The sequence below is a fragment of the Shewanella sp. KJ2020 genome (genome assembly GCF_024197625.1).
In the GTDB taxonomy this organism is placed as follows: Bacteria; Pseudomonadota; Gammaproteobacteria; order Enterobacterales; family Shewanellaceae; genus Shewanella.
The window spans coordinates 1-25,374 of record NZ_JAKUKD010000024.1; the positions used below are offsets into that span (position 1 = coordinate 1).

Below are 25,374 nucleotides of genomic sequence, written 5' to 3' on the forward strand. Positions count from 1 at the left end.
GCGGTTTCGAGCTTAATGGCAGCGCTATATCGTGCACGTTTACTTTTATTCATATTGTCACCTAAATGGGTTATGAGTGAGATCATAACATTTCTTATTAGGTGGCCAAATTCACTATGCCACTACAAACATAGCGAATGTAAAGTGTCTAAAGAGTTCACTTGGTTGATAGGTCCTGCTTGTCATGCCGCAGAACGACTGATGTTTGCTCATGCAGTTGAAAGCTTGAGTGATGCAATACTCTCTATTTTGCTTAAAGCGCCAGCTATTCGTAACTGGCGTGGAGAGAATTTCAGTGAACATAAGAACAAACTTCATGATCTGGTTCCAAGATGGCCAGAGTTAAACGATGCTTTATTTTGGAAAAATGTAACCGAGTCACGTGAAACTAATAAACGCAGTAATGATAGATTGACGAATATATGGCAAGTGGATTGGCCTGAACATTATTGGCAGTTTAATTCTGAGGCCTTTGAGCGAGTGCTAGCGTTTATAACATCCCAGCAGTTTGAGGATGACAAACTGGTCGCTCTTTCATTAGCGTTTCGCCTTTATGAGCAAGAAAATGAGCCTGAAGAATGGTTAGAACGCATACGACAAACCATTTTAGATAATCCAATACTCGAGTCGTCGCTTGAGGAGCGCTTAGCCTCCTTAAAACAGCGGAAAATCAATCGAGAAGAGAGCCCTTATGAGCGCCAATATCAAGCCAGACGCAAAAAAGAGGAACGTAATCGGGCTCTATGGATAAAGAGATTGCGTGCTAAGCCGGATTCTATTAGAAATCCGCAAAACCTTAGTCCTGGGGAATTAAGTGATGACCAAGGTTGGTTGCTAAATGAAATAGAAGATGGCCACGGAATGAGAATGAACCGTGGAAGAAAAGTCGACTGGCATTCACTCATCAATGAGTTTGGTGAGGACGTTGCCTATGCATTTCGTGACGCAGCAATTGCTCATTGGCGAGCTTATCAACCGGCGCTGCGTTCTGACGGAGCAGACACAAGTTCCGTAAGCTATTCGCTTATTTTTGCTATGGTCGGATTGGAGTTCGAAGCTCAAGAAGTCGATGGCTTTCCACTAAACCTTACCTATGCTGAAGTTGAGCATGCTTTACGTTATGCCACATATGAACTTAATGGCTTTCCAAGTTGGTTGGAGAGTATGTATAAGGCGTACCCGCAGCAAGTCAAAGCTGCCGTAATTAAAGAGCTTTATTGGGAGCTGGAAAATAGCAAAGTCGATAAACCTTTGCATTACATACTGCACGATCTAGCTTATTACGCACCTTGGTTGCACTTCGAGTTAGTTGAGCCCATTAGCCAATGGGTCTCTATCAATCAGTAAGTCATCAGCAAAATTTACGGTATTGCCTTCAAATTCTGACTAATGGTGGCGCTGCTACCGAGTTTCTTGCTGATTTGGCGAAGTCTAAAGTGGAACACTGTGACTCAGAGGATTTATTACCCAACTGGTATGCACTCTGGGTGGATATGGAGCCTGAAACGGGTATTCAAGCTGTCGAGTCTTGGTTGGAAGAAAAAGATACAGATACGGCAACGTTGGCTGCGCAACTCTTTATAACTGCGTTAACAGGCGGGCGGCGTAATGATTTAGGGAATGGTACGGCTGCTGGGAAATTTCGTACAGCCTCTAATCTCAAATCATTATATCTAATGATGCACCGCTTTATTCGTACGAGTGATGATACAGACCATTCAGGTGAGGATTTCTACTCTCCTGAGTTGCGTGATGATGCACAAGATGCGCGAAATCAATTGTTTAATTATCTCGTTGAAATTCCTGGTAAGGATACTTATCTAGCTTTAATTGAGTTAGCTCGAGTCCATCCTGATGATAGTTATCGACAATGGATGAAAAAACGCGCTTACAAACGGGCAGAGGAAGATGCAGATCTCGAACTTTGGTTAGCTCAACAAGTTCGAGATTTTGGGACTGTACTTGAAATGACTCCCGCCACTCATCGACAGCTATTTGATCTTGGCGTATTGCGTTTAAATGATTTCAAAAACTGGGTTGAACGTGGCAATGATAGCCTAGCGGAGACATATCAAAGGGCAGTTGATGAAACAGAGATACGTAAAATTATCGCGCATTGGTTGAATGAAAAAGCGCATAGTCGCTATACATGTGCTGAAGAGGCTCACTTGGCTAATAATCAACGGCCAGATATTTGGTTTCAGCATCCGAACATAAAATCCCCTGTGCCGATAGAACTCAAGTTATTAGATAAAGGTTGGTCTGGACCTGATTTATGTGAACATTTGAGAAATCAGCTTGCAGGAGATTACCTGCGTGAGGAAACTGCTGGTTGTGGGATTTTTTTACTAGTTTGGCAAGGTAAAGAGCCCGGTAAGTGTTGGGAAATTGAAGGTAAAAGAACTAATGTTTCTGAGCTAAAAAAGGCTTTGGAAGAATACTGGCTTAGGATATCGGACCAATTCCCAAATGTATCCTCAATTGAAATTATTGTGATTGATTTAACTTTGAGAGCAGAGCGGTCAACCACTTAACTGGTTATATTGATGTTGACAGTAGATCTTTGCAGTTGTTGTAAAATTTTAATTATCACAGAGTGTTACCGTCACTTGAGTTCAGGTATAAGCACGATTTGGCCTTCGAAAACATGGATGTTTTCGTAGAGCGTATAGGGATATATTCACAGCGTGCCAAAGGAGTGCTTATGCCTGTACCGAACGAAAGCTACTGCTAGTTCAAGTAACAAAATCCAGTTTTGTCCTAGGTTAGTTGGTAACTAGAAATTTTGATAAATCCACCTCAGGCCTTTCGCTAGTCCAACAGGAAAGGTGGAATAATGTTCTGTACCGTTGATAATTTCATCGCTGATGTTGTAAGCCTAGTTTTTCAAAAACTTCTGCACATACCAACAGCTGGCTGCTATCTCAAAATCTTGGGCTTTGGCCCACTTTAGGCCATGGCGAACTAAGCGTTCGGCAAGGCCTTTGCCGCGCAGTTCGTCGGGGACAAAGGTGCGGTTAAAATCGATCTGCTGGCCATCGAGTCGATATTCAAGCACAGCTTCATAGCCATCGATAGGGATAATAAAGCGTTGCTTATCCTGTTGATGTTCAATGGCTATCTCACTATTTTCGTTATCTGACATATATGCTTCCCTCAAGGTATGGCCTAAAGTGTGCTGGCTATCTAGCTATTGGCGCGGATAGTTAAAAGCTTAAGCGACTTCGTGCTGTTTGAGAATCGCTAGTAGCTCTTCTGGCAGTTCGGCTTTCTTACCCGTTTTAAAATTAAACATTACCGCGACCGAAGTGCCTAAGGTGGTTACGGCCTGCTGCTGTTTACTAAAAGCCTGATAATGCATGGTAAATCTATCGCTGTGAATATCACTAATACTGACACTGACCAATAAAGTATCGGGGAAAGTCACTGGGCGTTTATAGCGGGCTTGATTTTCGCTGATTACGGGGCCAATGCCGGATTTATACAGGGTATCTAGCGGGAAGAGGCGGTTAAAGAAGTCGATACGTGCCGTTTCAAAATAGCGGAAATACACCACATTATTTACGTGTTGTAGGGCATCCATTTCACCCCATGCAACGGGGATTTCTGTGACTATGGGATGCTGTGCGAGAAATTTTTCCATTGTACTTTCCGATGTATTTTGCATTGAATTACCCATATAAAAATCCGAGTTGAAACGCTCGTTTAAGATGGCCAGACTAGCAGCATAAAGAATGAGCGACAAGTCTAGGATGCTTGTCAGTAGCGCTTTTATCGCCAAACTTATTTCATTGATTAAATTGCTTGTCTTTTTTATCAATGAACGGCTAACTTAGTCTTAGCGTTTATTAAGGGATTATAAAATAATAATGAATTTAGATGGTTACATTGAGTCTGCTCGCCAGCATCTGCGACACCTTTCCCTGCCTTCTGTGGGGCATATTAATTCAGGAACGAGTGAGTTATGGCGCCGTTTTAGCCAAGGGCTCGTTAAGTTATCCTTTGCGCAAAAGTTGTATCTTATCGCCTTGATACTCGCCTTTAGCTCCACTGGAATGGGCATAGTTGCCTCGGTTGCCGTGATCGCTATGGCCATCGAGTTCTGGCCTGTGTTCGAGCGGGTCTGGCACAGCCTCGCGGGCAAAGCTGTGTTACTGCTGTTTTATGCCATTATTGCCAACTTTGCCTTAGGATGGTCCGGTGCCATAGTGAACGAAGTGGTTGGCGTTTCGGCGAGTCATCTGAGCTACACCCATAACTTGGCGATTTTACTCTATATGCCCGCTTGGTTTGTGATGGTCAGCGCCATTGTACTGCTGGCCTTGCAGCTGATTATTCCCATTTATTTAGTGTTGATTTTTTTACTTAAACCTTTAGGTGTCAAATCGTTACGGCTCACCTCGCATACCTCATTCCGTAAAACGACCTTTGTGATCCGTATCGTGCTAGCGTCTGTGGTGCTGTACCACTTGAGCCTGCTGATCGATTTAGAGGGCAGTATTGAAACGTCATATACCAACTTAATCACGGCAAGCCAACAAACCTCTGAACAGCGTGCCATTGAACCAGCATTGGGGCTGACACCGGATACAATAGGGGAGACTAAGGCTCCAGCCCTTGATTTGGTTCTGATTAAGCCAACCCTTGAAAATGACCAAGGTGCTAATGCACGGGAGCCAAGCGGCGAAGAACGCGAGGAGGAAGAACGCAAGCAAACCTATGCATCGGTGCGGGCTCAATATCAGCACTTAGTGCGACAGTTGCTAGCGAGTTTTGCCTTTACATTCGAGGCAGATAGTCGTTCACGGTGTGAGAAACCCGCCGAGTCTAATGTGATTGAATTGAATGATTACGAGATCTTACAGATTACGCCGGATAAAAAAGCGCATTATGGTTATCGCTTCGAAGTGAAAAAGTGTATTTCGGTGGCGTTTCCATTGGCGGTGAAGAGTAGTTAAACCGCGGAATAAAAAAGCGACCTTCTGGTCGCTTTCGTTTTATCGGCTAAGTCAGCTAGCGAAGGCGTTATTCGATCACTAGCTCATCGAAGCTGCTGATTTTGCGAAACTCACCGGTGCGCTGTTTGCTGTCGCGTACCATTTGGCAAGTCATCATGCCTGCGGCTTCGGCGGCTTTTAATTCTTCAACTACATCAGACACAAACAGTACTTGCTTAGGGCTTAGGCTGATTGTGTTGAGGATATTCGCATAGGCCTGTTTATCCAGTTTATTGCCCGTTCGGGTATCAAAATGGCCGCTAAACATTTCGGTTAAATCACCGCCATCGCTGTGGCTAAATAACAATTTTTGCGCATCGACAGACCCCGATGAAAAGCTATAAATACGCAGTTTTTGGGCACTAAAGCGTTTCACCGCTTCGATAAAGTCGGGGAAGATATGGCCTGTAAATTCGCCATGGGCGTAACCTTGCTTCCAAATTAAGCCTTGCAGGGTTTTGAGTGGGGTTGCTTTACGATCTTCGCTAACCCACTGCTGCAAAATTTCAGTTACGCGCGCTAGGTCCGCATCGGGTTCTAGGGCGATATCTTTAGTGTCACAGATACAGTTTTCAACCAATACATTGTGTTGGTTCTGTTCTAAAAAGTCTGGCAAGGCTTTGACAGAATAGGGGAATAGTACATCTTGGATAAAGTTTAGGTCTGTCGTGGTGCCCGCTGTGTCTACGACTATGGCTCTGATACCCATAATGTTTTGATACTCCACAATATGTTGGCTAAAAAATGCAACCCCGATCCTAAGCGTTATTGGCACAATTGGCTAGTGGATTTCGCCCTTAGACCGTGGGAGATTGTGCGCCATATCACTCAGCTATTCGACTTAAACTTAATTAAATGAGGAATTTTAGAGGCTTATCTAGTGGATATGGATGAAATACTGGATTTAGTGGGGAGAATTATGCTGTTTATGATCCCACAGTTTGTTATCGGCATAAGACTATGGTCTTAATAGCTAAGGGAAATTAGGGCTGTTATTGTAGCTTTACTCTCTTTCGACTTAATTTATTCAACTTTATGGTTTTATAGATGAAGTCGAGCGCCCAGTAATGATGAGGCAGTTTATGAAATATTTACCCGCATTCGGTTTAGGTATTCTCTTGGCGGTATTGAGTTTTGTGAGTTTTGCGCTGGTTGCAACGGCGGGCTATATGTACGCCTTGCTGGGGAGTGTCGATAACCTTAGCCACACTAGCCCGGTTTATCTGGGGTTAGGTGTCCATGACGCCGGGCTGTTAATTTTGCTCTCGGGGTTAATGCTTTTTGCGTATCAACGGCTTTTTCCTCGATTGCCATTTGATTGGTTTGCTGCAGTAGCAATGCAAATGCCACTGGGTTTACTGGTACTTTGGTCCGATGGGGTGTCCTTTAATCTGACGGATTTTTATGGTGTGGCCAGAGCATTAACTCTTTTTGCCGCAACCTTTGGTGTTTTAATGATTTTTTGGCTATTACAGCGCCGTAGTCGTCGGTTTTCACAAACAGTGTGAGCCGTTTAGAAGCTGTTGAATTGGCCGTGGTATAAACATCGCGGCATTTGTTGGGGTTGGGTTCGGCACCGATTAGCACTGGGCTTGGTATTTGGGTGTACCTAGGTCGACTGGCGAATGAAACTTTTAAGTCTATGAATATTCAGGGGTAGTATTTGACGGCCCCTGATTTTATCTTACTGATTTTACATCGCCTTAAGCCGGTGTTGCCGGAGTGGTTGCGGCTTCGAGCCACTGATCAATCTTTTGCTCTAATAGATCCAAGGGCAGGGCGCCGTTTTCAAGCAGCCTGTCATGGAATACTTTGATATCAAACTTATCGCCCAAGGCTTGCTTGGCTTTTTCACGCAGTTCGATAATTTTAAGCTCGCCTAATTTATAGCCTAAGGCTTGCCCCGGCCAAACCACATAGCGCTCGATTTCACCCGTTGCCTCGGAGCGGTGGATACCTTCTGTTTTTACCGCATAATCAATCGCTTGTTCGCGGCTCCAGCCTTTGGCATGCATGCCAGTATCGACCACTAGACGCACGGCGCGGTGTAGTTCTGACTGTAAACGGCCAATGTTGTTGATGGGGTTATCCTGGTAGATCCCCATTTCCGCGGCAAGACGCTCGGCATACAGGGCCCAGCCTTCACCGGCGGCATTAGAGTAAAAAATGGTGCTCAGCAGCGGTAAGCTATCCGATAGGCCGATAATAGTTTGCAGATGATGGCCAGGATTGGTCTCGTGATAGGTTAAGGTTTGCAGCGAGTAAGATGGCAGCGCCGCCATATCGTACAGGCTTATCCAAAATGTCCCCTTACGCGTGCCATCCTGTGACGGTGCATCGTAAAATGCGCCACTGGTGGCCGCCGCGCGGCTGTCGGGCACGGCTTCAACTGCAACTTGTTGATCGGGTAAGCGGCCAAACCATAGGGGTAATTTGGCATTGACTAGCGCAAGATTGGCTTGAATATCCGCCATTAACTGCTGTTTACCTGCGGCGGTGTCTGGGTAGAGATATTTAGGATCTCGCAGCAGTGTTTGCATGCGTTCGCCCACAGTCCCTTCGCGATAGCCGACTTGTTTTAATAAAGCGTCCATTTCAGCTGTGATACGGGCGACTTCCGCTAGGCCGAGTTGATGAATTTCCTCGGCGGTTTTATCCGAGTTGGCAAGATGCTTAATCATCGCCTGATACAACTTAGCCCCTTGGGGCAAATGTCCTATGCCAGCAATATGGGACGCCTTTAACCGCACGCTTTGCAGTGCAGAGATCAGCTGGCGAGTCGCGGGGTAATACTTAGTTTCAACCAGTTCGGCGGCCGAATTGGCTAAAACCTCACTTTCAGGCACTTTGGCGGCGGCTAACTTAGCGTTAAAACTGCTGACTAAGGGATGCTCATTGGCATGGTGCACTAACTGTTGCTGCAAATTGGCTATGGTCTTATCGATAATAAAATCCGGTGGGATCACCCCCATCTGCACATCTTGGGCGAGTTTGTCGATTAAGGTGCCCATCTCCGCGGGATACAGGCTTAAGCGGCTAAGGTAGGCCTGAGCTTCGGCGGTATTGGTGACGGCAAATTTGTCTTCCATATAACCAGGGAATTCAACATGTAACCCAGATAAATGGTTGACAGAATAGGGTAAAAACCATACGCCGTACTCACCGAGCATAGTGCCATAGGCTACGGTTTCGGCGGGAAGTAGTGCACCTTTCACCTCGGATGTTATCGAGTTAAGGCTAACTCGCTCGGAGGCGCTAAGGGTGCTGCTATCGATAGCATTCAGCTCACTCAGTATGGTTTTAAGGGCTTCACGGCGATGATGTTCAGCGGATGGACTGTAGTCGGTGAGTTTCGACATCACCCCTTTACCCGCTTCGGTATCGGGCACGCCATAATAGGTGGCAATCTCGGGTCTTAGGGCGAAATAACGCTGGGTAATGGCCGATAATTGCTGCTTGAGGCTCACGGCTTGAGTGGCATTTTGCGCCGAAGTTTGCGCTGTTGTTTGAGTCGCTGGCGTATCGTTTGGATCGCTACAACCTGTGACTAACAGACCTATTATTAAGCTATTTATTATTCTTTTCATCGAATTACTCATAAGGTGGGTATCAGGTTAAGCCGTGGTTTGGCAGGGAAACCTAAAGTGTTAAACCATGCATAAATGTGATCAACCTCAAAGTTGATCGGTTATCCTAGCAGTTTATTGCACCCAAACCGCAAGAATTTTGTAGCTAATTTTGAGATCCGGATAAGGACGAGTATGAGTTGCGATAAGTGCAAAGATTCTAAGAGGTTAATTAAAGTTCCAAGGGATTTAACCTAAGCCATCTTATTGGCAAGACTCAAAGTTGATGGAAGCATTCAATACTTAGGTACTGGTCCCTACGGCGATCCATTTTCACATATAGCCTCGGGCACTGATTAGGGGGAAATCGTTGAACATTCATTATGATGAGTGGTAAGTTTCTATGGTTATTAAATAATTTTATCTAGACAATCAGAATGATTTTCTTTTATAAGCGGGGTTTAATAAGAGGTTCGGATAAAACTCAATGTCTAAGGGGAATATGTGCACCTGTATTGAACAACCAACATTAATTGACATCAGCAACAGCCACTCTGATTTCAAATCAAGGCTGCACCAGCTAGATGTCGGAAATTGGGTTTTGCTAATGCAGTGCCTTGATTGTGGCCAGCATTATAAAGTAGACGAATGGGATAAATATCAGACTTGCTATGCGGTAAAAGTTCCGTCGCGAGATAACTGGGAATCATGTGATAGCAAGCTACTGATTAAAAATCAAATGGTAGAGAATCGGGGTGGCTATACCCATGATTTATGTATTTGGTCAGGCTGTAGTCTCAAACAAGTAAAAGGGAGTGCTTACTGTGTTAATCATCTGTATTCAACTGGTGCCCGTGAGTAAGCATTTAATAAGTAAAGGCAGCATCGCTCATACGGATCTGGAGCTAAACGCATGTGGCTTCTTATTCCCAAGCAGCCACGAGCTAGGGATTCTGCAAGAGAGCTAACAAGCACTATCTGGGCTAGGGTTATTACACCGCCACGTCTGTGATAGGGTTAACCAAATATTTCCTAATAGGTAAACTTCCATTGCTTAAATGCTGGATTCCCGCTTAGAAGCATCGCGGGAATGACGGAGTGGGGATTACCGTTGACCAGACACCAAATATGAGTGCTTGCTCAAAGGTATTAACCTCCGTAGTGGTGTTTGCTGAACTTTGGTGACACAGGATTATCAGAGGGTTTAACAAGCCTCTGATTTTTATGTTAGCCAAGGAGTTATTGATGAGAAACGCCGTACTTTCAAGCCTTGTTCTTGCCCTGTTTTTGGGGGCTCCCCTGGCGAATGCCAATATAGAATCGATCGAAAATCTTCCGGCTATTCGTGCATTACAACAGCAAGCGCCGCAGTTATTAAGTTCAGGTTTACCAAATGAGCAGCAATTTTCACTGCTTAAACAAGCGGGTGTGGATGTGGTGATCAATTTTATGCCGGACAGCAGTAAAGATGCCCATCCTGATGAAGGTAAACTCGTGACTCAGGCCGGAATGGACTATGTGTATATTCCCGTGGATTGGCAAAATCCAAAGGTCGAAGATGTGGAAGCCTTCTTTGCGGCTATGGATCAGCATAAGGGGAAAGATGTGTTAGTGCATTGCCTTGCTAATTATCGAGCCTCAGCGTTTGCCTATTTATATCAGTTAAAACAAGGCCAAAATCCCAACATGGCACAGACCATGGCGCCATGGAATGATGAATTAGCGATTTACCCTAAATGGCAAGCGTTACTGACCGAAGTGAGTGCTAAATACGGGCATTGATCCTTGGCGACACGCCCTATAATGTGATGGCGCTAATTCGAGGAAGAATGGAATAGCGCCGAAACATCATTTTTTGTCATTTAATAAGCATTGACATTTAAAGGAAAAATATCAGTGGATATAACACCATTTCTTGGTAAGCCTGAATCAGTAAAGGGCTGGATAGATAAATGTATTTCTAATCGCGGTCTCGGATTTTGGCTTGTTTATGAGGACACTCCACAGAATGATGATATTCAACTCACGACAACTTTGTTACCGATAGTGGGTAATACCAATAACTTTTCGGATCAAGAATTTGATGAGTTTGAAAATAGCCTGTTTAAAAGTGGCTATTGTTACTTCTTGAATATGGATCAAATCGAAGATGTCATTGACAACTACACAATGCAGAAAGCGCAATGGACGGATAGTGAATTACTTGAAGCCATTCTTTTTTATTTTGAGCGAGACGCGTTTATTTGCCTCTAAAGCGTTAATGAGTGATAGGTAAGATGACGCATGAGCATTACGGAACGGAATAAAGCTCAGATTTATAATATTGCATCGTCATAATCGTTTTACGCTAGTTAATATAGTTGACAGTGTCAATCAATCTCGATATGGTTGACACTGTCAACTATGTCGAGAATTCAATATGTCCTTATCACTCGGTGAAACTTTGCACAGATTGGTGCATGCCTACAAAAAGCAATTACGGGCAGATATTGATGCACAAGAGATTAATCTGCCTGTCACCCATATCCGGGCCTTAAAGGGCATTTGCCGTAATCCTGAATCTACGGCTCAATCTATTGCCCTACGTATGCAGCGGGATAAAGCACAAATTACCCGTGTTCTTAATGAGCTACAACAGAGTGGTTTGATCACTAAAATCGATAATCCCAAGGATGGTCGTAGCCAATTACTTAGGCCAACGACAGAAGGGGAAAAGCTGATGACTCAAATAAATGCTGCAGAACGGCAAACTGTCACACACATCACTCAAGCACTCAGTCCCGATGACATCAACACATTTATTCGGCTTGCCAACATCATTAGCGATAGTGTCGATAACCCCGAGTGTTGATCGTGCCCATGGTAGTACACAAAGCCAGAGCTACAGGGCTGAATAAAATGCACAGAACGGGAAACCCAATGGGATAAAATGATGAATAAACCTGCACCACGTGAGCTAGAAGTGATCCGCTCGACTTATATCACCCCGCATATGTTACGCATCACCTTAGGCGGTGCGGGATTGGCAGGATTTCCTGTCGATCAAGAGAGTGCTTATATCAAGTTGTTATTCCCGCAAGCGGGTGAACGCCCATTAATGCGAACTTATACTATCCGTCAGCAACGCGATGATGAAATCGATGTGGATTTTGTGCTGCACGATACCGACGGCCCCGCATCCAGTTGGGCGAAAACGGCGCAGGTGGGCGAACTCATTCAAATTGGCGGACCCGGACTTAAAAAACTGATCAACTTTGAGGCGGATTGGTTTTTACTTGCAGGAGATATGACAGCCTTACCCGCGATTAGCGTGAATTTAGCAAAATTACCAAACAATGCCGTGGGTTACGCTGTGATTGAAGTGCTAAGCGAAGCCGATATTCAACCCTTAGCGCATCCTAGCAATGTTCAATTGCATTGGGTGATTAATCCAGAAGGTAAGCCTTTGGCCGAACGCATTGCCCAATTGCCAAAACTTGAGGGGCAAGGCGCCGTATGGCTCGCCTGCGAATTTAGCAGTATGCGCGCCCTAAGAAAGCTGCTTAAGCAGACATATGACTTACCGAAAAGCCATTTTTATACATCAAGTTATTGGAAAATCGGCTGTAATGAAGGCGAGCATAAGCTGGTAAAACAAGAAGATGAGCAGTTAGAAAATGGTACTCAATAATTGCTGATACGATTGCCAAAAAGGCCGCCAGCATCCATGGCAACCTTGTTTAGCTGAATCGCTGTTTATTGATGAATTAACTTACCGTTTTTCACTACATCCTTGCAGGGATTGACGCCGTAGCTGTAGGCCAACTGCGCAGGTGTGGCGATATCCCATAGGCAGAAATCCGCTTGTTTGCCAACGACTAAACTGCCGACGGTATCTTCAATCCCTAGTGCTTTGGCGGCATTGAAAGTGAGTCCGGTTAGGGCTTCCTCTGGGGTTAAGCGGAATAGGGTGCAACCCATATTTAGCATCAATAGGGTCGAGCAAATGGGCGATGAACCTGGGTTAAAGTCGCTCGCCAGCACCATAGGTACGCCATATTGGCGCAGTAAGTCGATGGGCGGTTTTTGGGTTTCCCGCAAAAAGTAAAACGCACCCGGTAACAGTACGGCGCAGGTGCCGCTTTCGCTTAAGGCTTTTACGCCCGCTTCATCTAAGTATTCAATATGATCAACCGACTTAGCGCCTAAGCGTGCGGCCAGTGCTGAGCCACCCATATTGGATAATTGCTCGGCATGCAGTTTGACTTGTAAACCCGCAGCCTTGGCGGCGCTCAGTACGCGCTCGGTTTGCTCTAAGTTAAAGGCGATATTCTCACAGAACACATCCACCGCATCGGCCAGATTCTCAGCAATCACCGCGGGCAGCATCTTATTGATAATTAAGTCGACATAGCCGTCACTATTGTCTTTATATTCCGGCGGAATGGCATGTGCACCGAGGAAGGTGGTCTTCACATCCACATGGTGATGTTTACCGAGTTCGCGGGCGACACGCAGAATTTTTAATTCAGTTTCAGTATCTAAACCATAGCCAGATTTAATTTCAACTGTGGTGACCCCTTCCTTCGCCAAGGCATTTAAGCGCTGGCGACCGAGGTCAAATAATTCTGCTTCATCCGCCTCGCGGCAGGCGTTAACGGTTGAAATAATTCCGCCGCCGGCGCGGGCGATTTCCTCATAGGTGGCGCCCTTTAGGCGTAGCTCAAATTCATTGGCGCGATTGCCCGCAAAAACCAAGTGAGTATGGGCGTCGATCAATCCTGGAGTGATCCAGCCGCCTTTACCCCTGTAAACAGGAATGGACAACACATCGAAGGTGGGCAGTTCACTGCGCGGGCCTAACCAGGCAATTTTACCGTCTTTTACTGCGATTGCCGCATCGGTAATTGCGCCGTAAGGTGCTGATATGGAAGGGTCCATTGTTGCTAAATTAACATCTATCCAAACCTGATCCCAAGACATTGTTATCCCTCGCTGCGTTGGCATTTTTGCCCCGCAAACTCTTTATTATCGAAAGTTATGTGAGCTAGCTTGTATTTACTTGTATATACAAGCTAGGATTGTAGCCGCAATTTTGAACGTTTGAAAGAGCCGCTAGATTCTAGATTTTTATACCGAGGAAATGTTTTGGCTATTCCTAAGTTTGCAGAAATTAAGCAATACATTATCACCTGTATCGAGTCCGGTGAGTGGGAAGAAAATGCCCGAGTGCCCTCGGAGAACCAGCTCGCCGAGCTATTTACCTGCAGCAGGATGACGGCGCGGCGCGCCTTAACGGAACTGACAGACAATGGGGTGCTTGAGCGTTCACAGGGACTGGGCACCTTTGTGGCGGGGCGTAAGTCGCAATCTTCCATGCTCGCCATTCGCAATATCGCCGACGAAATTAAAGACCGTGGTCATGGTTATAGTGTGCAGCAATTAGCACTTGAGCAAGTGAACGCTACCGCGCCGATTGCCATCGCACTGGCGCTGGAGCTCGGGAGTCCGGTGTTTCATTCGGTGTTAGTGCATTGCGAGCAGGGCGTGCCGCTGCAAGTCGAGGAACGTTATGTGAATCCCGCCTTTGCCCCCGATTACCTAGTGCAGGATTTTAGCGAGCAAACACCCCACGAATACCTGTCGCAGGTGGCGCCACTGACCGAGGCGCACCACACCATCGAAGCCATTATTGCCAGTAGTGAGTTGCAACAGAGGTTAGCGATCCCCGCGACCGAGCCCTGTTTACAGATTTTACGCCGCACTTGGTCACGCCAAGGGGTAGTGAGTTTTGCCAAATTAGTACACCCAGGTAGCCGCTTTAAACTCGGCGGACACCTTACCTTTAATAAATAACAACTCGCGAAAACCCGTTATTAACCTTAGGTTTAGCGAAAAACACAATAAAAACAATAGCACTTAGCCGTAAGGCGAGTGAGTTCAACAGGTTGAAAGAGGACATCTCAATGGACAAGCGACACGACCCAAGCCGCCGTATTATTGCGCCCCATGGTAGCCAATTAAGCTGTAAAAGCTGGTTAACCGAAGCGCCAATGCGCATGTTAATGAACAACTTACATCCCGATGTGGCCGAGCGCCCAGAGGATTTAGTGGTTTACGGCGGTATCGGCCGCGCGGCCCGTGACTGGGACTGCTACGACAAGATCATCGAAGTGCTTAAACGCCTCGAAGACGATGAAACCCTATTAGTGCAATCGGGCAAACCTGTGGGCGTATTCCGCACCCATGCAGATGCTCCGCGCGTGCTGATTGCTAACTCTAACCTAGTGCCACATTGGGCAAACTGGGAACACTTCAACGAGCTAGATAAACAAGGTTTGGCAATGTATGGCCAGATGACCGCAGGTTCGTGGATCTATATTGGTACCCAAGGCATTGTCCAAGGTACCTACGAAACTTTTGTGTCGGTCGCAAAACAACACTTTGGCGGCGTTGCTGCCGGTAAGTGGATCCTCACCGGTGGTTTAGGGGGGATGGGCGGTGCGCAAACGCTGGCCGGTACTATGGCTGGCTTCTCTGTACTCGCCTGTGAAGTGGATGAAACTCGTATCGATTTTCGTCTGCGTACCCGTTATGTGGATAAAAAGGCGACTTCATTAGACGAAGCGCTGGCTATGATCAACGATGCCAATGCTTCAGGTAAACCCGTTTCAGTCGGCCTGCTGGCTAACGCTGCCGATGTGTTTGCCGAACTGGTTAAACGTGGCATTACCCCTGATGTTGTTACCGACCAAACCTCTGCCCACGATCCGCTGAATGGCTATTTGCCACAGGGCTGGACTATGGCGCAAGCGGCTGATATGCGTAAAACCGATGAGGCTGCCGTTGTTAAAGCGGCTAAAGCCTCGATGGCGGTGCAGGTACAAGCCATGCTGGATCTGCAAGCGGCAGGCGCGGCGACCTTAGACTATGGTAACAACATTCGCCAAATGGCCTTCGAAACCGGCGTTAAAAACGCCTTCGATTTCCCAGGTTTTGTGCCTGCTTATATTCGTCCTCTTTTCTGTGAAGGCATCGGCCCATTCCGTTGGGTGGCCCTGTCTGGCGATCCTGAGGATATCTACAAGACCGACGCCAAAGTGAAGGAACTGATCCCCGATAACCCACACCTGCACAACTGGTTAGATATGGCGCGCGAGCGTATCGCCTTCCAAGGTCTGCCAGCGCGTATCTGCTGGGTGGGTTTAAAGGACCGTGCCCGTTTAGCGTTAGCCTTTAACGAAATGGTGAAAAATGGCGAACTGTCGGCGCCCATAGTGATTGGTCGCGACCACTTAGACTCAGGCTCAGTCGCCAGTCCTAACCGTGAAACCGAATCTATGCTGGACGGTTCAGATGCGGTATCCGATTGGCCATTGCTAAACGCACTGCTAAACACCGCCAGCGGTGCGACTTGGGTGTCCTTGCACCACGGCGGTGGTGTCGGCATGGGCTTTAGCCAACACTCGGGTGTGGTGATCGTCTGTGACGGTACTGAGGCCGCCGCTAAACGTGTTGGCCGCGTGCTGTGGAACGACCCAGCGACAGGCGTGATGCGTCATGCGGATGCGGGTTATGAGATTGCCAAAAACTGTGCAAAAGAGCAGGGCTTAGATCTGCCCATGCTTAAAGACTAACAACTCAACACAAACCGTGAAAAACAACGACAAGAATACGGATATAAAAATGAAATCAGTCAATCATTTAGTATTAACGCCCGGCAGCTTAAGTCTGGCGCAACTGCGTGAAATCAGTCGCCATAAACTGACACTCGAATTGGCACCAGAGGCGATAAACGACATCAACACCAGCGCGCAAATCGTGCAAAAGGTGCTGGATGAAGGTCGTACCGTTTACGGCATCAACACAGGTTTTGGTCTGCTGGCCAACACTAAGATTGCCCCAGAAGATCTGCAATTACTGCAACGCTCTATCGTGTTATCCCACGCGGCGGGCACGGGCCAATACATGCAGGACGCCACTGTGCGCCTGATGATGGTGTTAAAGATCAACTCGTTAAGCCGTGGCTTCTCGGGTATCCGTTTAGAAGTGATTAACTTCCTTATCAGCCTAGTGAATGCCGAGGTTTATCCTTGCGTGCCTGAAAAAGGCTCAGTGGGTGCCTCCGGTGACCTAGCGCCATTAGCCCATATGTGTTTACCGCTCTTGGGTGAAGGCGAGATGAGCTACCAAGGGCAGATTATTTCGGCCGCCGAAGGCTTAGAAATCGCTGGCCTCAAGCCACTCGATTTAGCCGCGAAGGAAGGTTTAGCGCTACTTAACGGTACTCAGGCTTCTACCGCGCTGGCGCTGGAAGGCTTGTTCCACGCTGAAGACTTGTTTGCTGCCAGCTCAGTGATTGGCGCTATGAGCGTCGAGGCGGCCATGGGTAGCCGTAGTCCGTTTGCTCCACGCATCCATGCGGCCCGTGGTCAAAAAGGTCAAATCGATTCAGCCATGGTGTTCCGTCATCTGTTGGGTGAAGAGTCTGAAATCAGCCTAAGCCATGTGAACTGCGAGAAGGTGCAAGATCCTTATTCGCTGCGCTGTCAACCACAGGTGTTAGGTGCTTGCTTAACGCAAATCCGTCAAGCGGCGGAAGTGTTAGGCACTGAGGCCAATGGCGTGACCGATAACCCGCTGGTATTCCAAGATACTGGCGATATTATCTCTGGCGGTAACTTCCACGCCGAACCAGTCGCTATGGCTGCGGATAATTTGGCGATTGCGATTGCCGAATTAGGCGCCATTGCTGAGCGCCGAATCGCGCTGCTCATCGACTCTAGCCTGTCTAAACTGCCACCTTTCCTAGTGAAAAACGGCGGGGTGAACTCGGGTTTTATGATCGCCCAAGTAACGGCGGCGGCATTGGCTTCTGAAAACAAAACTTACGCCCATCCTGCATCTGTCGATAGTTTACCCACTTCGGCCAATCAAGAAGACCATGTGTCTATGGCCACCTTTGCGGCGCGCCGTTTGCGGGATATGAGTGAAAACACCCGCGGCGTATTAGCGATTGAATTGTTAGCGGCGGCGCAGGGTTTAGATTTTCGCGCACCATTAACGCCAAGTAAGGCGGTGGCTAAGGCCAAAGCTGAATTGCGTGAAGTCGTTGCCTACTATGATAAGGACAGATACTTTGCGCCGGATATCGAAGCTGCCACGGATCTACTTTACACCGCCAGCTTTAATACTTACCTGCCAAAGGGCACTCTGCCGAGTTTTTAAGGGCAGGGCGCTAAGCTTTGTCTAAGTGATAAGGTACATTTTGGCCATAGGTTTGGATATGAGCCCCAAAAGTCGCTCCTAATTGGAGTGTTTAGGGTAAAGAATTAGGCACAGATCTATTATCTGTGCCTTTTTTTATGGGTTTTCCACGGCGCTGTGGTTTTTAGCTTTGTACTTTAGGTGCGTTTTACACCTTCAAATTAAGACATTTTCCTTATTCCTTTACAATGTCAGTTTTCATGGACGTCTATCCATCTATAACCTGCTATTTTTAACGCTTTAGGTGAATCTTTTATAACCTTTGTCGTTAATTTTGTCTTTTTTATAACCACAATTCTATTTTGTGAGACAAAATGCGTCATTGCGACTAGACAAAATGTCTTTGCGGCTGTTTTGGTGTTTAATGCTTTTTTTGGCATCTATTATAGTTTTAATGGTTTTAAATTCTGTAAATTGTGATTTTTTAGTTATTTAATTTTTTGATTGCCTATTTGAGATCTGGATCTCGTGTCATTATTTGTTATCTATTTGCCCTTTGAGGATAATCCTAGCTTAAGTGTGGTCTTTGATTTGACCCGCTCAAACGATTGCAGCGTTACCACTGCAATTACCAAACTCATAACGACAAAAGTGTGAGATAACGCTATGAACAGACGCCAGTTTTTTAAACTGTGTGCGGCCGGAGCGGCAACCTCAGCGATTTCAGCGCTGGGATTGATGTCCGAAAAGGCCTATGCAGCAGTGCGAGAGTTTAAGCTGATCGGAGCCAAAGAAACCCGTAACAACTGTCCGTATTGCTCGGTCGGTTGTGGCCTGCTGATGTACAGCCAAGGCAGCGGGGGTAAAAACTCTGAACATGCTATTTTCCATATCGAGGGTGATGCGGATCATCCAGTAAACCGAGGTGCATTGTGCTCTAAGGGTGCTGGCCTTGTGGATTATGTTAACAGTCCACACCGTTTACAGTATCCAGAATATCGCGCCCCCGGCAGCAACAAATGGGGACGGATCAGCTGGCATGATGCCTTTAAACGTATTGCTCGTTTAATGAAAGATGACCGTGATGCGAACCTGATTGAGAAAAACGCCGATGGCGTAACGGTTAACCGTTGGTTAACCACAGGGATGATGACCTCATCCGGCATGGCCAATGAAAGTGGCTTAGCGACACAAAAATTTGCTCGCGCTTTAGGCCTTGTAGCTATCGATACTATTGCACGTAACTGACACTCTCCAACGGTAGCAAGTCTTGCTCCGACATTTGGACGTGGTGCCATGACCAACCACTGGATCGATATTAAAAATTCTAACGTAGTGATTATTATGGGCGGTAATGCCGCAGAAGCTCACCCTGTCGGATTCGGCTGGGTTACTGAAGCTATGCAGCATAATAATGCTAAGTTGATTGTGGTTGACCCACGTTTCAACCGCAGTGCGTCATTGGCAGATCACTATGCCCCAATCCGCTCAGGAACTGACATTGCATTCCTTCTGGGTGTGATCCGTTATTTGATTTCGACCAATCAAGTTAACTTCGATTATGTGAAAGCCTATACCAACGCCAGTTATCTGGTGCGGGATGATTTTGACTTCCATGACGGCCTATTCTCAGGCTTTGATGAAGCAAAAGGCGAGTACAACAAAGAATCCTGGTTCTATCAACTCGACGAAGACGGCTATGCCATAGTGGATGAAACACTTGAGCACCCGCGTTGTGTGTGGAACTTACTCAAACAACACGTAGAACGTTATGATTTTGCAACGGTAAGTAATATCACTGGTACACCAACCGAAGATTACCAAGTGGTATGTGACGCCATTGCGAGCACTCATACTAAAGATCGTGTGGCGACATTTATGTATGCGCTGGGCTGGACCCACCATAGTAAAGGTGCGCAGAACATCCGTTCTATGGCGATGATCCAGTTATTACTGGGCAACATAGGTCAGTTAGGCGGTGGTGTTAACGCATTGCGCGGTCACGCCAACGTTCAAGGTTCAACCGATATGGGTCTACTGGCTCAAAGTTTACCCGGTTACCTTAAACTGCCAAACGATAAAGAACCTACCTTAGCTGCTCACTTGGCGGCGAACACACCTAAGCCATTGCGCCCAGGTCAAACCAACTACTGGCAAAACTATCCGAAGTTTTATGTGTCCTTGCTCAAAGCCTTCTGGGGTGAGAACGCGACGCCTGAAAACGAGTTCGGTTATCAGTGGTTGCCGAAGTGGGACCAAATGTATGACTTCGGTAAGCATCTGGACATGATGTACCGTGGCAAAGTGAACGGTTGTATTGTGCAAGGGGTTAATGCGATTAACTCAATGCCTAACCGTAATAAGAACATCAAGGCACTGAGTAACCTTAAGTTCCTAGTCGTGCTTGATAACTTGTCATCGGAAACCGCCACCTTCTGGCAAAACGAGCCAGGTTATAACGAGGTCGATACCGCCAGTATTCAAACCGAGGTATTCCGCCTACCTGCGACAGTGTTTGCGGAGGAAGAAGGTTCAATCGTTAACTCTGGTCGTTGGATGCAATGGCACTATAAAGGCGCTAACCCTCCAGGCGAAGCGATGTCGGACTCAGAGATTGTGTCTGGTCTGCTGCTGGAGTTGAGAAAGTTATATCGCGAAGAGGGCGGCAAACTGCCTGAGCCGATTCAAGCGATTAACTGGAACTATACCGACCCGCACAATCCAAGCGCTATCGAGCTAACGAAAGAGTTGAATGGTTACGATATCGCTACCAAGCGTCAGATTAGCAGCTTTGCTGAACTGAAGGCCGATGGTAGTACCGCGAGCGCCTGTTGGGTTTATGCGGGTTCTTGGACTGAAGCCGGTAACCAAATGGCTCGCCGCGATAACCATGACCCATCGGGTAAAGGTATTACGCCGGGCTGGGCCTTCGCATGGCCGCTTAACCGCCGCGTCCTCTACAACCGTGCCTCCTGTGATGTGAACGGTAAACCTTGGGATGAGCACCGTAAGATTGTCGAGTGGAAAGACGGCAAGTGGGAAGGGATAGACGTGCCCGACTTCAATGCCAAGTTGACTCCACAGGAAAGTGCGCATCCTTTCATTATGCAGGCTGACGGCGTGGGTCGTTTCTTCGCGCTCAAACTGCTTAAGGAAGGACCGTTCCCAGAGCATTACGAGCCGGTCGAATCGCCCATCGGCACCAACCCACTGCATCCCAATGTGGTGCACAGCCCTGTGCTGCGTTGGTTCGAAGGGGTGAAAGACACTATTGGTACTAAAGAGGAATATCCCTACGCCTGTACCACTTACTCACTCACAGAACACTTTAACTTCTGGACGACACACTGCCGTTTAGCGGCGATTGCCATGCCAGAGACCTTTGTCGAAATGAATGAGCAATTGGCGGCAGAAAAAGGCATTAAGAATGGCGATTGGGTGAAAGTGAGCTCGAAACGTGGCCACATTCTCACAAAAGCCTTAGTGACTAAGCGTTTGCGTCCATTGCTGGTCAATGGTCAAACGGTACACACGCTAGGTATTCCACGTCACGGTAGCCATAACGCGCTTACACGTAAGGCCTATAGCTGTAACGTCCTTACCACTGAGATGGGTGATGCCAACACGGGTGTGCCTGAGTACAAAGCGTTCCTCGTGAATGTTGAAAAGACGGAGGTCTGATAATGGCGACTCAAGATATCATTCAACGTTCCGGCACTTCGCAAGCCACTCCGCCTGCACAGGCGAGAGTCGGTGGCGTAAAGCAAATTGCGAAGCTGTTTGACGCGACTAAGTGTAATGGCTGTAAAGCCTGTCAGGTTGCTTGTTCTGAATGGAATGACCTGCGTGAAGAAGTGGGATCGTTCCAAGGGACTTATCAAAACCCAGCATCTCTGTCGCCAGAGTGCTGGACCTTGATGAAGTTCAACGAGATCGAAGACCAAGGCAAATTACGTTGGCAGTTTACCCACAGTGCCTGTATGCACTGTGCGGATCCCGCCTGCTTGAAGGCCTGTTCTACCTCTGGCGCGATTGTTCAGCATGCCAATGGCACTGTGGATTTCGATTCGGACAAATGTATTGGCTGTGGTTATTGTGCCAGTGCCTGTCCATTCGATATCCCGAAAATCAGCGCCGTCGACAACAAAGCCTACAAGTGCACTATGTGTTCTGACCGTTTGGCTGTTGGACTCGAACCTTCCTGCGTGAAGTCCTGTACCACGGGTGCGCTACGTTTTGGCACGCGCGAAGACATGCTGTTCTACTCCGAAAAGCGTGTTAACGAGCTGAAAGAACGTGGTTTTGCCAAGGCGGGACTCTACAACCCTGAGGGAGTGGGTGGCACAGGCATGCTGATGATATTGCACGATGTCACTCAGCCTGAAACCTACGAAATGCCAAAGGATCCGCAAATCCCATTGTCTGTCACCCTGTGGCAGGACTGGGTGAAACCACTAGGTACTGTCGGACTTCTTGCAACGGCGGCTGTGGCCTGCCTGCATAAGATCACCGTCGGTCGCAACATAGTGGAAGAGGACCAACCCGGCTATCAACCGCCAGAGGAAGAGGTTAAGCAGGAAGAGGAGGCCAAGAAATGAGCAAGCATAATAAGCAAGAAATGATAGTGCGTCACAAGCTGTTCGACCGCATCTGTCATTGGTTCATTGTGGCCGTGGGGCTAGTCACGTTTCTGACGGGCTTTTCCTTCTTCTATCCCTCCTTCCAATGGTTGGGCGCGATAGCGGGCACGCCGCAATTGGCGAAGTTTATTCACCCAATTGCCGGCCTGATGATGTGTTTACCGCTGATGTTGATGTTGGTGCGTTATTACCACCACAACAAATGGGAAAAACACGATCTGGCTTGGATGCTCGCCATCAAGGACGTGATGTTCGAGAACGAGGACAAAATCCCGCCTATCGGCCATTACAACCCTGGTCAAAAAGTGTTGTTCCGTGCCTTTGTGCTGACTTCTATCACCTTAACCGTGACGGGATTCATCATGTGGCAACCCTACTTTGCACCTTACTTCTCGGCCACTGTGGTGGGCTGGGCGATCGTGCTGCATGCCATTTGTGCCCTGATCATGCTGATGTTTGTGATGGTGCACTTTTGGATGGCGACCTGGGTGGAAGGTTCTATCACAGGCATGCTTTACGGCAAGGTCTCTAAGGCGTGGTGCCGTAAACATCATCCGCTGATGTTGGATGAACATTCGGACGTGGAGAAACATTAATGAGTCATACAGCCGAGATACCTATGGTCCCCGGCAGCGAATCGCCGCTGGAGCTAAAAACCTTAAAGGCGGTGGACCCTAAAGCTGTGTATCACAGACGGGCGCAGCGTTTGTTGTCGTTGGCCAAGGACTCGCCGCTGGCCGACTACTTTGAGCTATGCCGCCGTGTGGTTGCGATTCAGGCCAGATTGGCGGCGGAGGCTGACTTCGGTCAGCTTCTCGCTTGGGGGAAAGATGAAGCGATTCCGCTTTCCCACTTGGGCTTAGAGGCAGATAGCTACTGGCAAGGACTGCTACAACAACTGTTAAGCGATCTGCTGCCGCAGGTGGATGAGGATATGGCGAGAGTGCTGCGGTTGTTGATGCAGCAATCCCCAGAACAACTCACCTCGTGGGGCAGTGCATTGCGTCAGGGACATATGAGTGAAGTACCCGCGCGCTTTAGTTTGTTTATCTGGGCGGCGATGGGGGTCTACTGGTCCCATTGGGCACCTATGGTGATTAAACGGATTGATCAACGCAAAGTCGTGCAGCAGAACCTATGCCCGATTTGCGGGTGTCATCCCGTGGCGAGCGTGATCGTCGACCAGCCGAGAGCGGGTCTGCGTTATCTGCATTGCAGTTTGTGTGAGAGCGAATGGCATTACATTCGCGCCCATTGCACTAGCTGTGGTCAGGATAAAGGGACGACTCTCTGGTCATTCGATGATGCCAAGGCGCAGGTGCGCATCGAGAGCTGCGACGAATGCCATGGTTATACCAAGATGCTGTTCGTCGAAAAGTCACCGCTGATGGATGTCGCGGCCGACGACTTAGCAACCCTGATGCTCGACAGTGAGCTAAATGCCAAGGGCTTTGGAGCGACCACGGTCAATCCATTGCTGCTGGCCCACGAAACTGAGCAATAACCAAAGTTGGGAAGGGCTCATCGAGTCCTTCCCCTTATATTTATCAAGATGATACAAATGATGACCCAAGTACCCGATACACCCCAAGCCCTGTACCGTGCGCTGCCGTCGATGGACAGTTTGCTCGCCGATGCGATATTGGCGCCCCTGCTGCAACGCTATGGTAAAGCGGCGGTAAAAGCGGCGCTGGATAGCCAGTTACGCACGGCGCGTGAGCTGATTGCCGAGGAGCGACGTTTACCCGCTTGGTGTGCTAACCCGTCGTTACTAAACGGATATTTGGTTGATCAGTTGTCAAAGGACTATAGCCATAGTCTTAAGCCCGTGTGGAACCTCACGGGAACCATTCTGCATACCAATCTTGGTCGTGCCCAACAGTCTGAGGCGGCTATTCGTGCAGTGAGCTCTGTGATGCGTTATCCCACGCCGCTGGAGTTTGAGTTAGCAGCCGGTGAGCGCGGTCATAGGGATAATGCCATTAGTGGGTTAATCCAGCGCCTAACTGGGGCTGAAGCCTGCTGCGTGGTGAATAACAACGCTGCCGCTGTGCTGCTGATGTTGTCGGCGGTCGCGGCGGGCAAAGAAGTGATCGTCTCCCGCGGTGAGCTGGTGGAAATTGGCGGCGCCTTTCGCATTCCAGACATTATGCGCCAAGCGGGCTGCACCTTAGTCGAAGTCGGCAGCACTAATCGTACTCACCTTAAGGACTATGAGCAGGCGATCACCGAAAATACCGCCGCCATCATGAAAGTGCACACCAGCAACTATCATATCAGTGGTTTTACCGCCGCAGTGGAGGAGGCAAGGCTGGGTCAGTTATGCCGTGAGCGTGGCATATCACTCATTTCGGATCTTGGCAGTGGTTCACTCACCGACTTACGCCGTTTTGGCTTAAAACAAGAGCCGACTCCCCAAGCCATGTTGGCGGATGGGGTCGATCTGGTTAGCTTCTCTGGCGATAAACTCCTCGGCGGCCCGCAATCGGGTTTGATTGTTGGTAAGCAGGCGCTGATCAACAAACTTCAAAGTCATCCGCTAAAGCGTGCATTGCGTTGCGACAAGCTGATTCTCGCGGCGCTCGAGGCAACGCTGATCCACTATCTCAACCCCGAAACCTTGGATCGGGAACTGCCGATTATGGCCAAATTTGCCCGCAGCCAAGCTGAGTTACGCCAAATCGGTGGGCGTTTACAGCGCGCCTTAGCGCCGCTGTTTGCCCCGAGCTATGGCATCGAGTTAGTGGCGTGCCAAACCCAAGTAGGTAGTGGCTCGCAGCCCGATACCTTTTTACCCTCAATCGCACTGTGCTTTAAGGCGCAAGATGGCGGCAGTTTAACGTTGCTCGAGCAGCAATTTAAGCAGGCGCAACGGCCAGTAATTGGCCGAATGGCTCAAGATCAACTTCGCCTCGATCTGCGCGGTATTGATGATGAGGCCGAATTATTGGCCGAACTTAGCACCTTAGGTGTGCAGCTATGATT

21 protein-coding genes are annotated in these 25,374 nt (G+C 48.0%); 16 read left to right on the top strand and 5 right to left on the bottom strand.

Features of this window, described 5'->3' with window-relative positions; translation table 11 throughout:
• Positions 1-1,347, top strand: a 1,347-nt coding sequence (locus MJO46_RS13145; protein WP_253989679.1) for a hypothetical protein, incomplete at its 5' end; no start/stop codon positions are given.
• Entirely contained in the window at positions 1,326-2,534 is a 1,209-nt protein-coding gene (locus MJO46_RS13150; RefSeq protein ID WP_253989680.1) for a hypothetical protein, read from the top strand. The genes MJO46_RS13145 and MJO46_RS13150, both read left to right, overlap by 22 nt.
• A gap of 344 nt (positions 2,535-2,878) precedes the next feature.
• Here MJO46_RS13150 and MJO46_RS13155 read toward each other — a convergent pair whose 3' ends face one another.
• Together MJO46_RS13155 and MJO46_RS13160 are read right to left on the bottom strand one after the other, a co-directional pair.
• Positions 2,879-3,145 (bottom strand): GNAT family N-acetyltransferase, encoded by a 267-nt coding sequence (locus tag MJO46_RS13155; protein WP_253989681.1) that lies wholly within the window; start codon positions 3,143-3,145, stop codon positions 2,879-2,881.
• Between the two features lie 69 nt (positions 3,146-3,214).
• Entirely contained in the window at positions 3,215-3,643 is a 429-nt protein-coding gene (locus tag MJO46_RS13160) for a thioesterase family protein (protein ID WP_253989682.1), read from the bottom strand.
• 226 nt (positions 3,644-3,869) lie between these two features.
• On the opposite strand from MJO46_RS13160, the gene MJO46_RS13165 reads away from it, so the two are divergent.
• Complete coding sequence (locus tag MJO46_RS13165) at positions 3,870-4,958, top strand: hypothetical protein (RefSeq protein ID WP_253989683.1); 1,089 nt, start codon at positions 3,870-3,872, stop codon at positions 4,956-4,958.
• A gap of 67 nt (positions 4,959-5,025) precedes the next feature.
• Here MJO46_RS13165 and mtnC read toward each other — a convergent pair whose 3' ends face one another.
• On the bottom strand, positions 5,026-5,706 hold the full coding sequence (gene mtnC / locus MJO46_RS13170) for an acireductone synthase (protein WP_253989684.1): 681 nt from the start codon (positions 5,704-5,706) through the stop codon (positions 5,026-5,028).
• Between the two features lie 373 nt (positions 5,707-6,079).
• Here mtnC and MJO46_RS13175 point away from each other — a divergent pair, with 373 nt between their 5' ends.
• The gene (locus tag MJO46_RS13175) at positions 6,080-6,505 is read left to right on the top strand and encodes a hypothetical protein (RefSeq protein WP_253989685.1); all 426 of its coding nucleotides are present in this window, start codon (positions 6,080-6,082) and stop codon (positions 6,503-6,505) included.
• 195 nt (positions 6,506-6,700) lie between these two features.
• Here the strand turns inward: MJO46_RS13175 and MJO46_RS13180 are convergent, their stop codons facing one another.
• On the bottom strand, positions 6,701-8,584 hold the full coding sequence (locus MJO46_RS13180; protein ID WP_253989686.1) for a DUF885 family protein: 1,884 nt from the start codon (positions 8,582-8,584) through the stop codon (positions 6,701-6,703).
• 1,224 nt (positions 8,585-9,808) lie between these two features.
• On the opposite strand from MJO46_RS13180, the gene MJO46_RS13185 reads away from it, so the two are divergent.
• From MJO46_RS13185 to MJO46_RS13200, 4 genes are all read left to right on the top strand, one after another.
• Positions 9,809-10,345 (top strand): protein tyrosine phosphatase family protein, encoded by a 537-nt coding sequence (locus MJO46_RS13185; protein WP_253989687.1) that lies wholly within the window; start codon positions 9,809-9,811, stop codon positions 10,343-10,345.
• A 114-nt stretch (positions 10,346-10,459) separates the two neighbouring features.
• Positions 10,460-10,816, top strand: a complete 357-nt coding sequence (locus MJO46_RS13190; RefSeq protein ID WP_253989688.1) for a hypothetical protein — start codon at positions 10,460-10,462, stop codon at positions 10,814-10,816.
• 166 nt (positions 10,817-10,982) lie between these two features.
• Positions 10,983-11,414, top strand: coding sequence for a MarR family winged helix-turn-helix transcriptional regulator (locus MJO46_RS13195; RefSeq protein ID WP_253989689.1), 432 nt, complete (start codon positions 10,983-10,985; stop codon positions 11,412-11,414).
• A gap of 81 nt (positions 11,415-11,495) precedes the next feature.
• Positions 11,496-12,233, top strand: coding sequence for a siderophore-interacting protein (locus tag MJO46_RS13200; protein WP_253989690.1), 738 nt, complete (start codon positions 11,496-11,498; stop codon positions 12,231-12,233).
• 65 nt (positions 12,234-12,298) lie between these two features.
• Here the strand turns inward: MJO46_RS13200 and hutI are convergent, their stop codons facing one another.
• A complete protein-coding gene (gene hutI, locus MJO46_RS13205; RefSeq protein WP_253989691.1) occupies positions 12,299-13,525 on the bottom strand; it encodes an imidazolonepropionase in 1,227 nt (408 codons plus the stop codon).
• Between the two features lie 165 nt (positions 13,526-13,690).
• Here hutI and hutC point away from each other — a divergent pair, with 165 nt between their 5' ends.
• The 8 genes from hutC (at position 13,691) to selA (ending at position 25,372) form a co-directional block, all read left to right on the top strand.
• Positions 13,691-14,398 carry a histidine utilization repressor gene (hutC, locus tag MJO46_RS13210; RefSeq protein WP_253989692.1) on the top strand — a complete coding sequence of 236 codons (708 nt, stop codon included), beginning with the start codon at positions 13,691-13,693 and terminating at the stop codon, positions 14,396-14,398.
• A 110-nt stretch (positions 14,399-14,508) separates the two neighbouring features.
• Positions 14,509-16,179, top strand: coding sequence for a urocanate hydratase (gene hutU, locus MJO46_RS13215; protein WP_253989693.1), 1,671 nt, complete (start codon positions 14,509-14,511; stop codon positions 16,177-16,179).
• Between the two features lie 49 nt (positions 16,180-16,228).
• A complete protein-coding gene (hutH, locus tag MJO46_RS13220) occupies positions 16,229-17,770 on the top strand; it encodes a histidine ammonia-lyase (RefSeq protein WP_253989694.1) in 1,542 nt (513 codons plus the stop codon).
• A gap of 645 nt (positions 17,771-18,415) precedes the next feature.
• A complete protein-coding gene (fdnG, locus tag MJO46_RS13225; protein ID WP_253989695.1) occupies positions 18,416-21,430 on the top strand; it encodes a formate dehydrogenase-N subunit alpha in 3,015 nt (1,004 codons plus the stop codon).
• Positions 21,431-21,432: 2 nt separating this feature from the next.
• Positions 21,433-22,347, top strand: a complete 915-nt coding sequence (gene fdxH / locus MJO46_RS13230) for a formate dehydrogenase subunit beta (protein WP_037416276.1) — start codon at positions 21,433-21,435, stop codon at positions 22,345-22,347.
• Positions 22,344-22,985 (top strand): formate dehydrogenase subunit gamma, encoded by a 642-nt coding sequence (locus tag MJO46_RS13235; protein ID WP_172587841.1) that lies wholly within the window; start codon positions 22,344-22,346, stop codon positions 22,983-22,985. The genes fdxH and MJO46_RS13235 overlap by 4 nt, the downstream gene beginning before the upstream one ends.
• The gene (gene fdhE, locus MJO46_RS13240; protein WP_253989696.1) at positions 22,985-23,893 is read left to right on the top strand and encodes a formate dehydrogenase accessory protein FdhE; all 909 of its coding nucleotides are present in this window, start codon (positions 22,985-22,987) and stop codon (positions 23,891-23,893) included. The genes MJO46_RS13235 and fdhE overlap by 1 nt, the downstream gene beginning before the upstream one ends.
• Positions 23,894-23,950: 57 nt before the next feature.
• Positions 23,951-25,372, top strand: a complete 1,422-nt coding sequence (gene selA / locus MJO46_RS13245) for an L-seryl-tRNA(Sec) selenium transferase (protein ID WP_253989697.1) — start codon at positions 23,951-23,953, stop codon at positions 25,370-25,372.
• Positions 25,373-25,374: the final 2 nt, after the last annotated feature.

Excerpts from the sequence above, each read along its gene's own strand:
- MJO46_RS13150 (WP_253989680.1), top strand. The coding sequence starts at position 1,326 with ATGGGTCTCTATCAATCAGTAAGTCATCAGCAAAATTTACGGTATTGC.
- MJO46_RS13155 (WP_253989681.1), bottom strand. The coding sequence starts at position 3,145 with ATGTCAGATAACGAAAATAGTGAGATAGCCATTGAACATCAACAGGAT.
- MJO46_RS13160 (WP_253989682.1), bottom strand. The coding sequence starts at position 3,643 with ATGGAAAAATTTCTCGCACAGCATCCCATAGTCACAGAAATCCCCGTT.
- MJO46_RS13165 (WP_253989683.1), top strand. The coding sequence starts at position 3,870 with ATGAATTTAGATGGTTACATTGAGTCTGCTCGCCAGCATCTGCGACAC.
- mtnC (WP_253989684.1), bottom strand. The coding sequence starts at position 5,706 with ATGGGTATCAGAGCCATAGTCGTAGACACAGCGGGCACCACGACAGAC.
- MJO46_RS13175 (WP_253989685.1), top strand. The coding sequence starts at position 6,080 with ATGAAATATTTACCCGCATTCGGTTTAGGTATTCTCTTGGCGGTATTG.
- MJO46_RS13180 (WP_253989686.1), bottom strand. The coding sequence starts at position 8,584 with ATGAAAAGAATAATAAATAGCTTAATAATAGGTCTGTTAGTCACAGGT.
- MJO46_RS13185 (WP_253989687.1), top strand. The coding sequence starts at position 9,809 with ATGAGAAACGCCGTACTTTCAAGCCTTGTTCTTGCCCTGTTTTTGGGG.
- MJO46_RS13195 (WP_253989689.1), top strand. The coding sequence starts at position 10,983 with ATGTCCTTATCACTCGGTGAAACTTTGCACAGATTGGTGCATGCCTAC.
- MJO46_RS13200 (WP_253989690.1), top strand. The coding sequence starts at position 11,496 with ATGAATAAACCTGCACCACGTGAGCTAGAAGTGATCCGCTCGACTTAT.
- hutI (WP_253989691.1), bottom strand. The coding sequence starts at position 13,525 with ATGTCTTGGGATCAGGTTTGGATAGATGTTAATTTAGCAACAATGGAC.
- hutU (WP_253989693.1), top strand. The coding sequence starts at position 14,509 with ATGGACAAGCGACACGACCCAAGCCGCCGTATTATTGCGCCCCATGGT.
- hutH (WP_253989694.1), top strand. The coding sequence starts at position 16,229 with ATGAAATCAGTCAATCATTTAGTATTAACGCCCGGCAGCTTAAGTCTG.
- fdxH (WP_037416276.1), top strand. The coding sequence starts at position 21,433 with ATGGCGACTCAAGATATCATTCAACGTTCCGGCACTTCGCAAGCCACT.
- MJO46_RS13235 (WP_172587841.1), top strand. The coding sequence starts at position 22,344 with ATGAGCAAGCATAATAAGCAAGAAATGATAGTGCGTCACAAGCTGTTC.
- fdhE (WP_253989696.1), top strand. The coding sequence starts at position 22,985 with ATGAGTCATACAGCCGAGATACCTATGGTCCCCGGCAGCGAATCGCCG.
- selA (WP_253989697.1), top strand. The coding sequence starts at position 23,951 with ATGATGACCCAAGTACCCGATACACCCCAAGCCCTGTACCGTGCGCTG.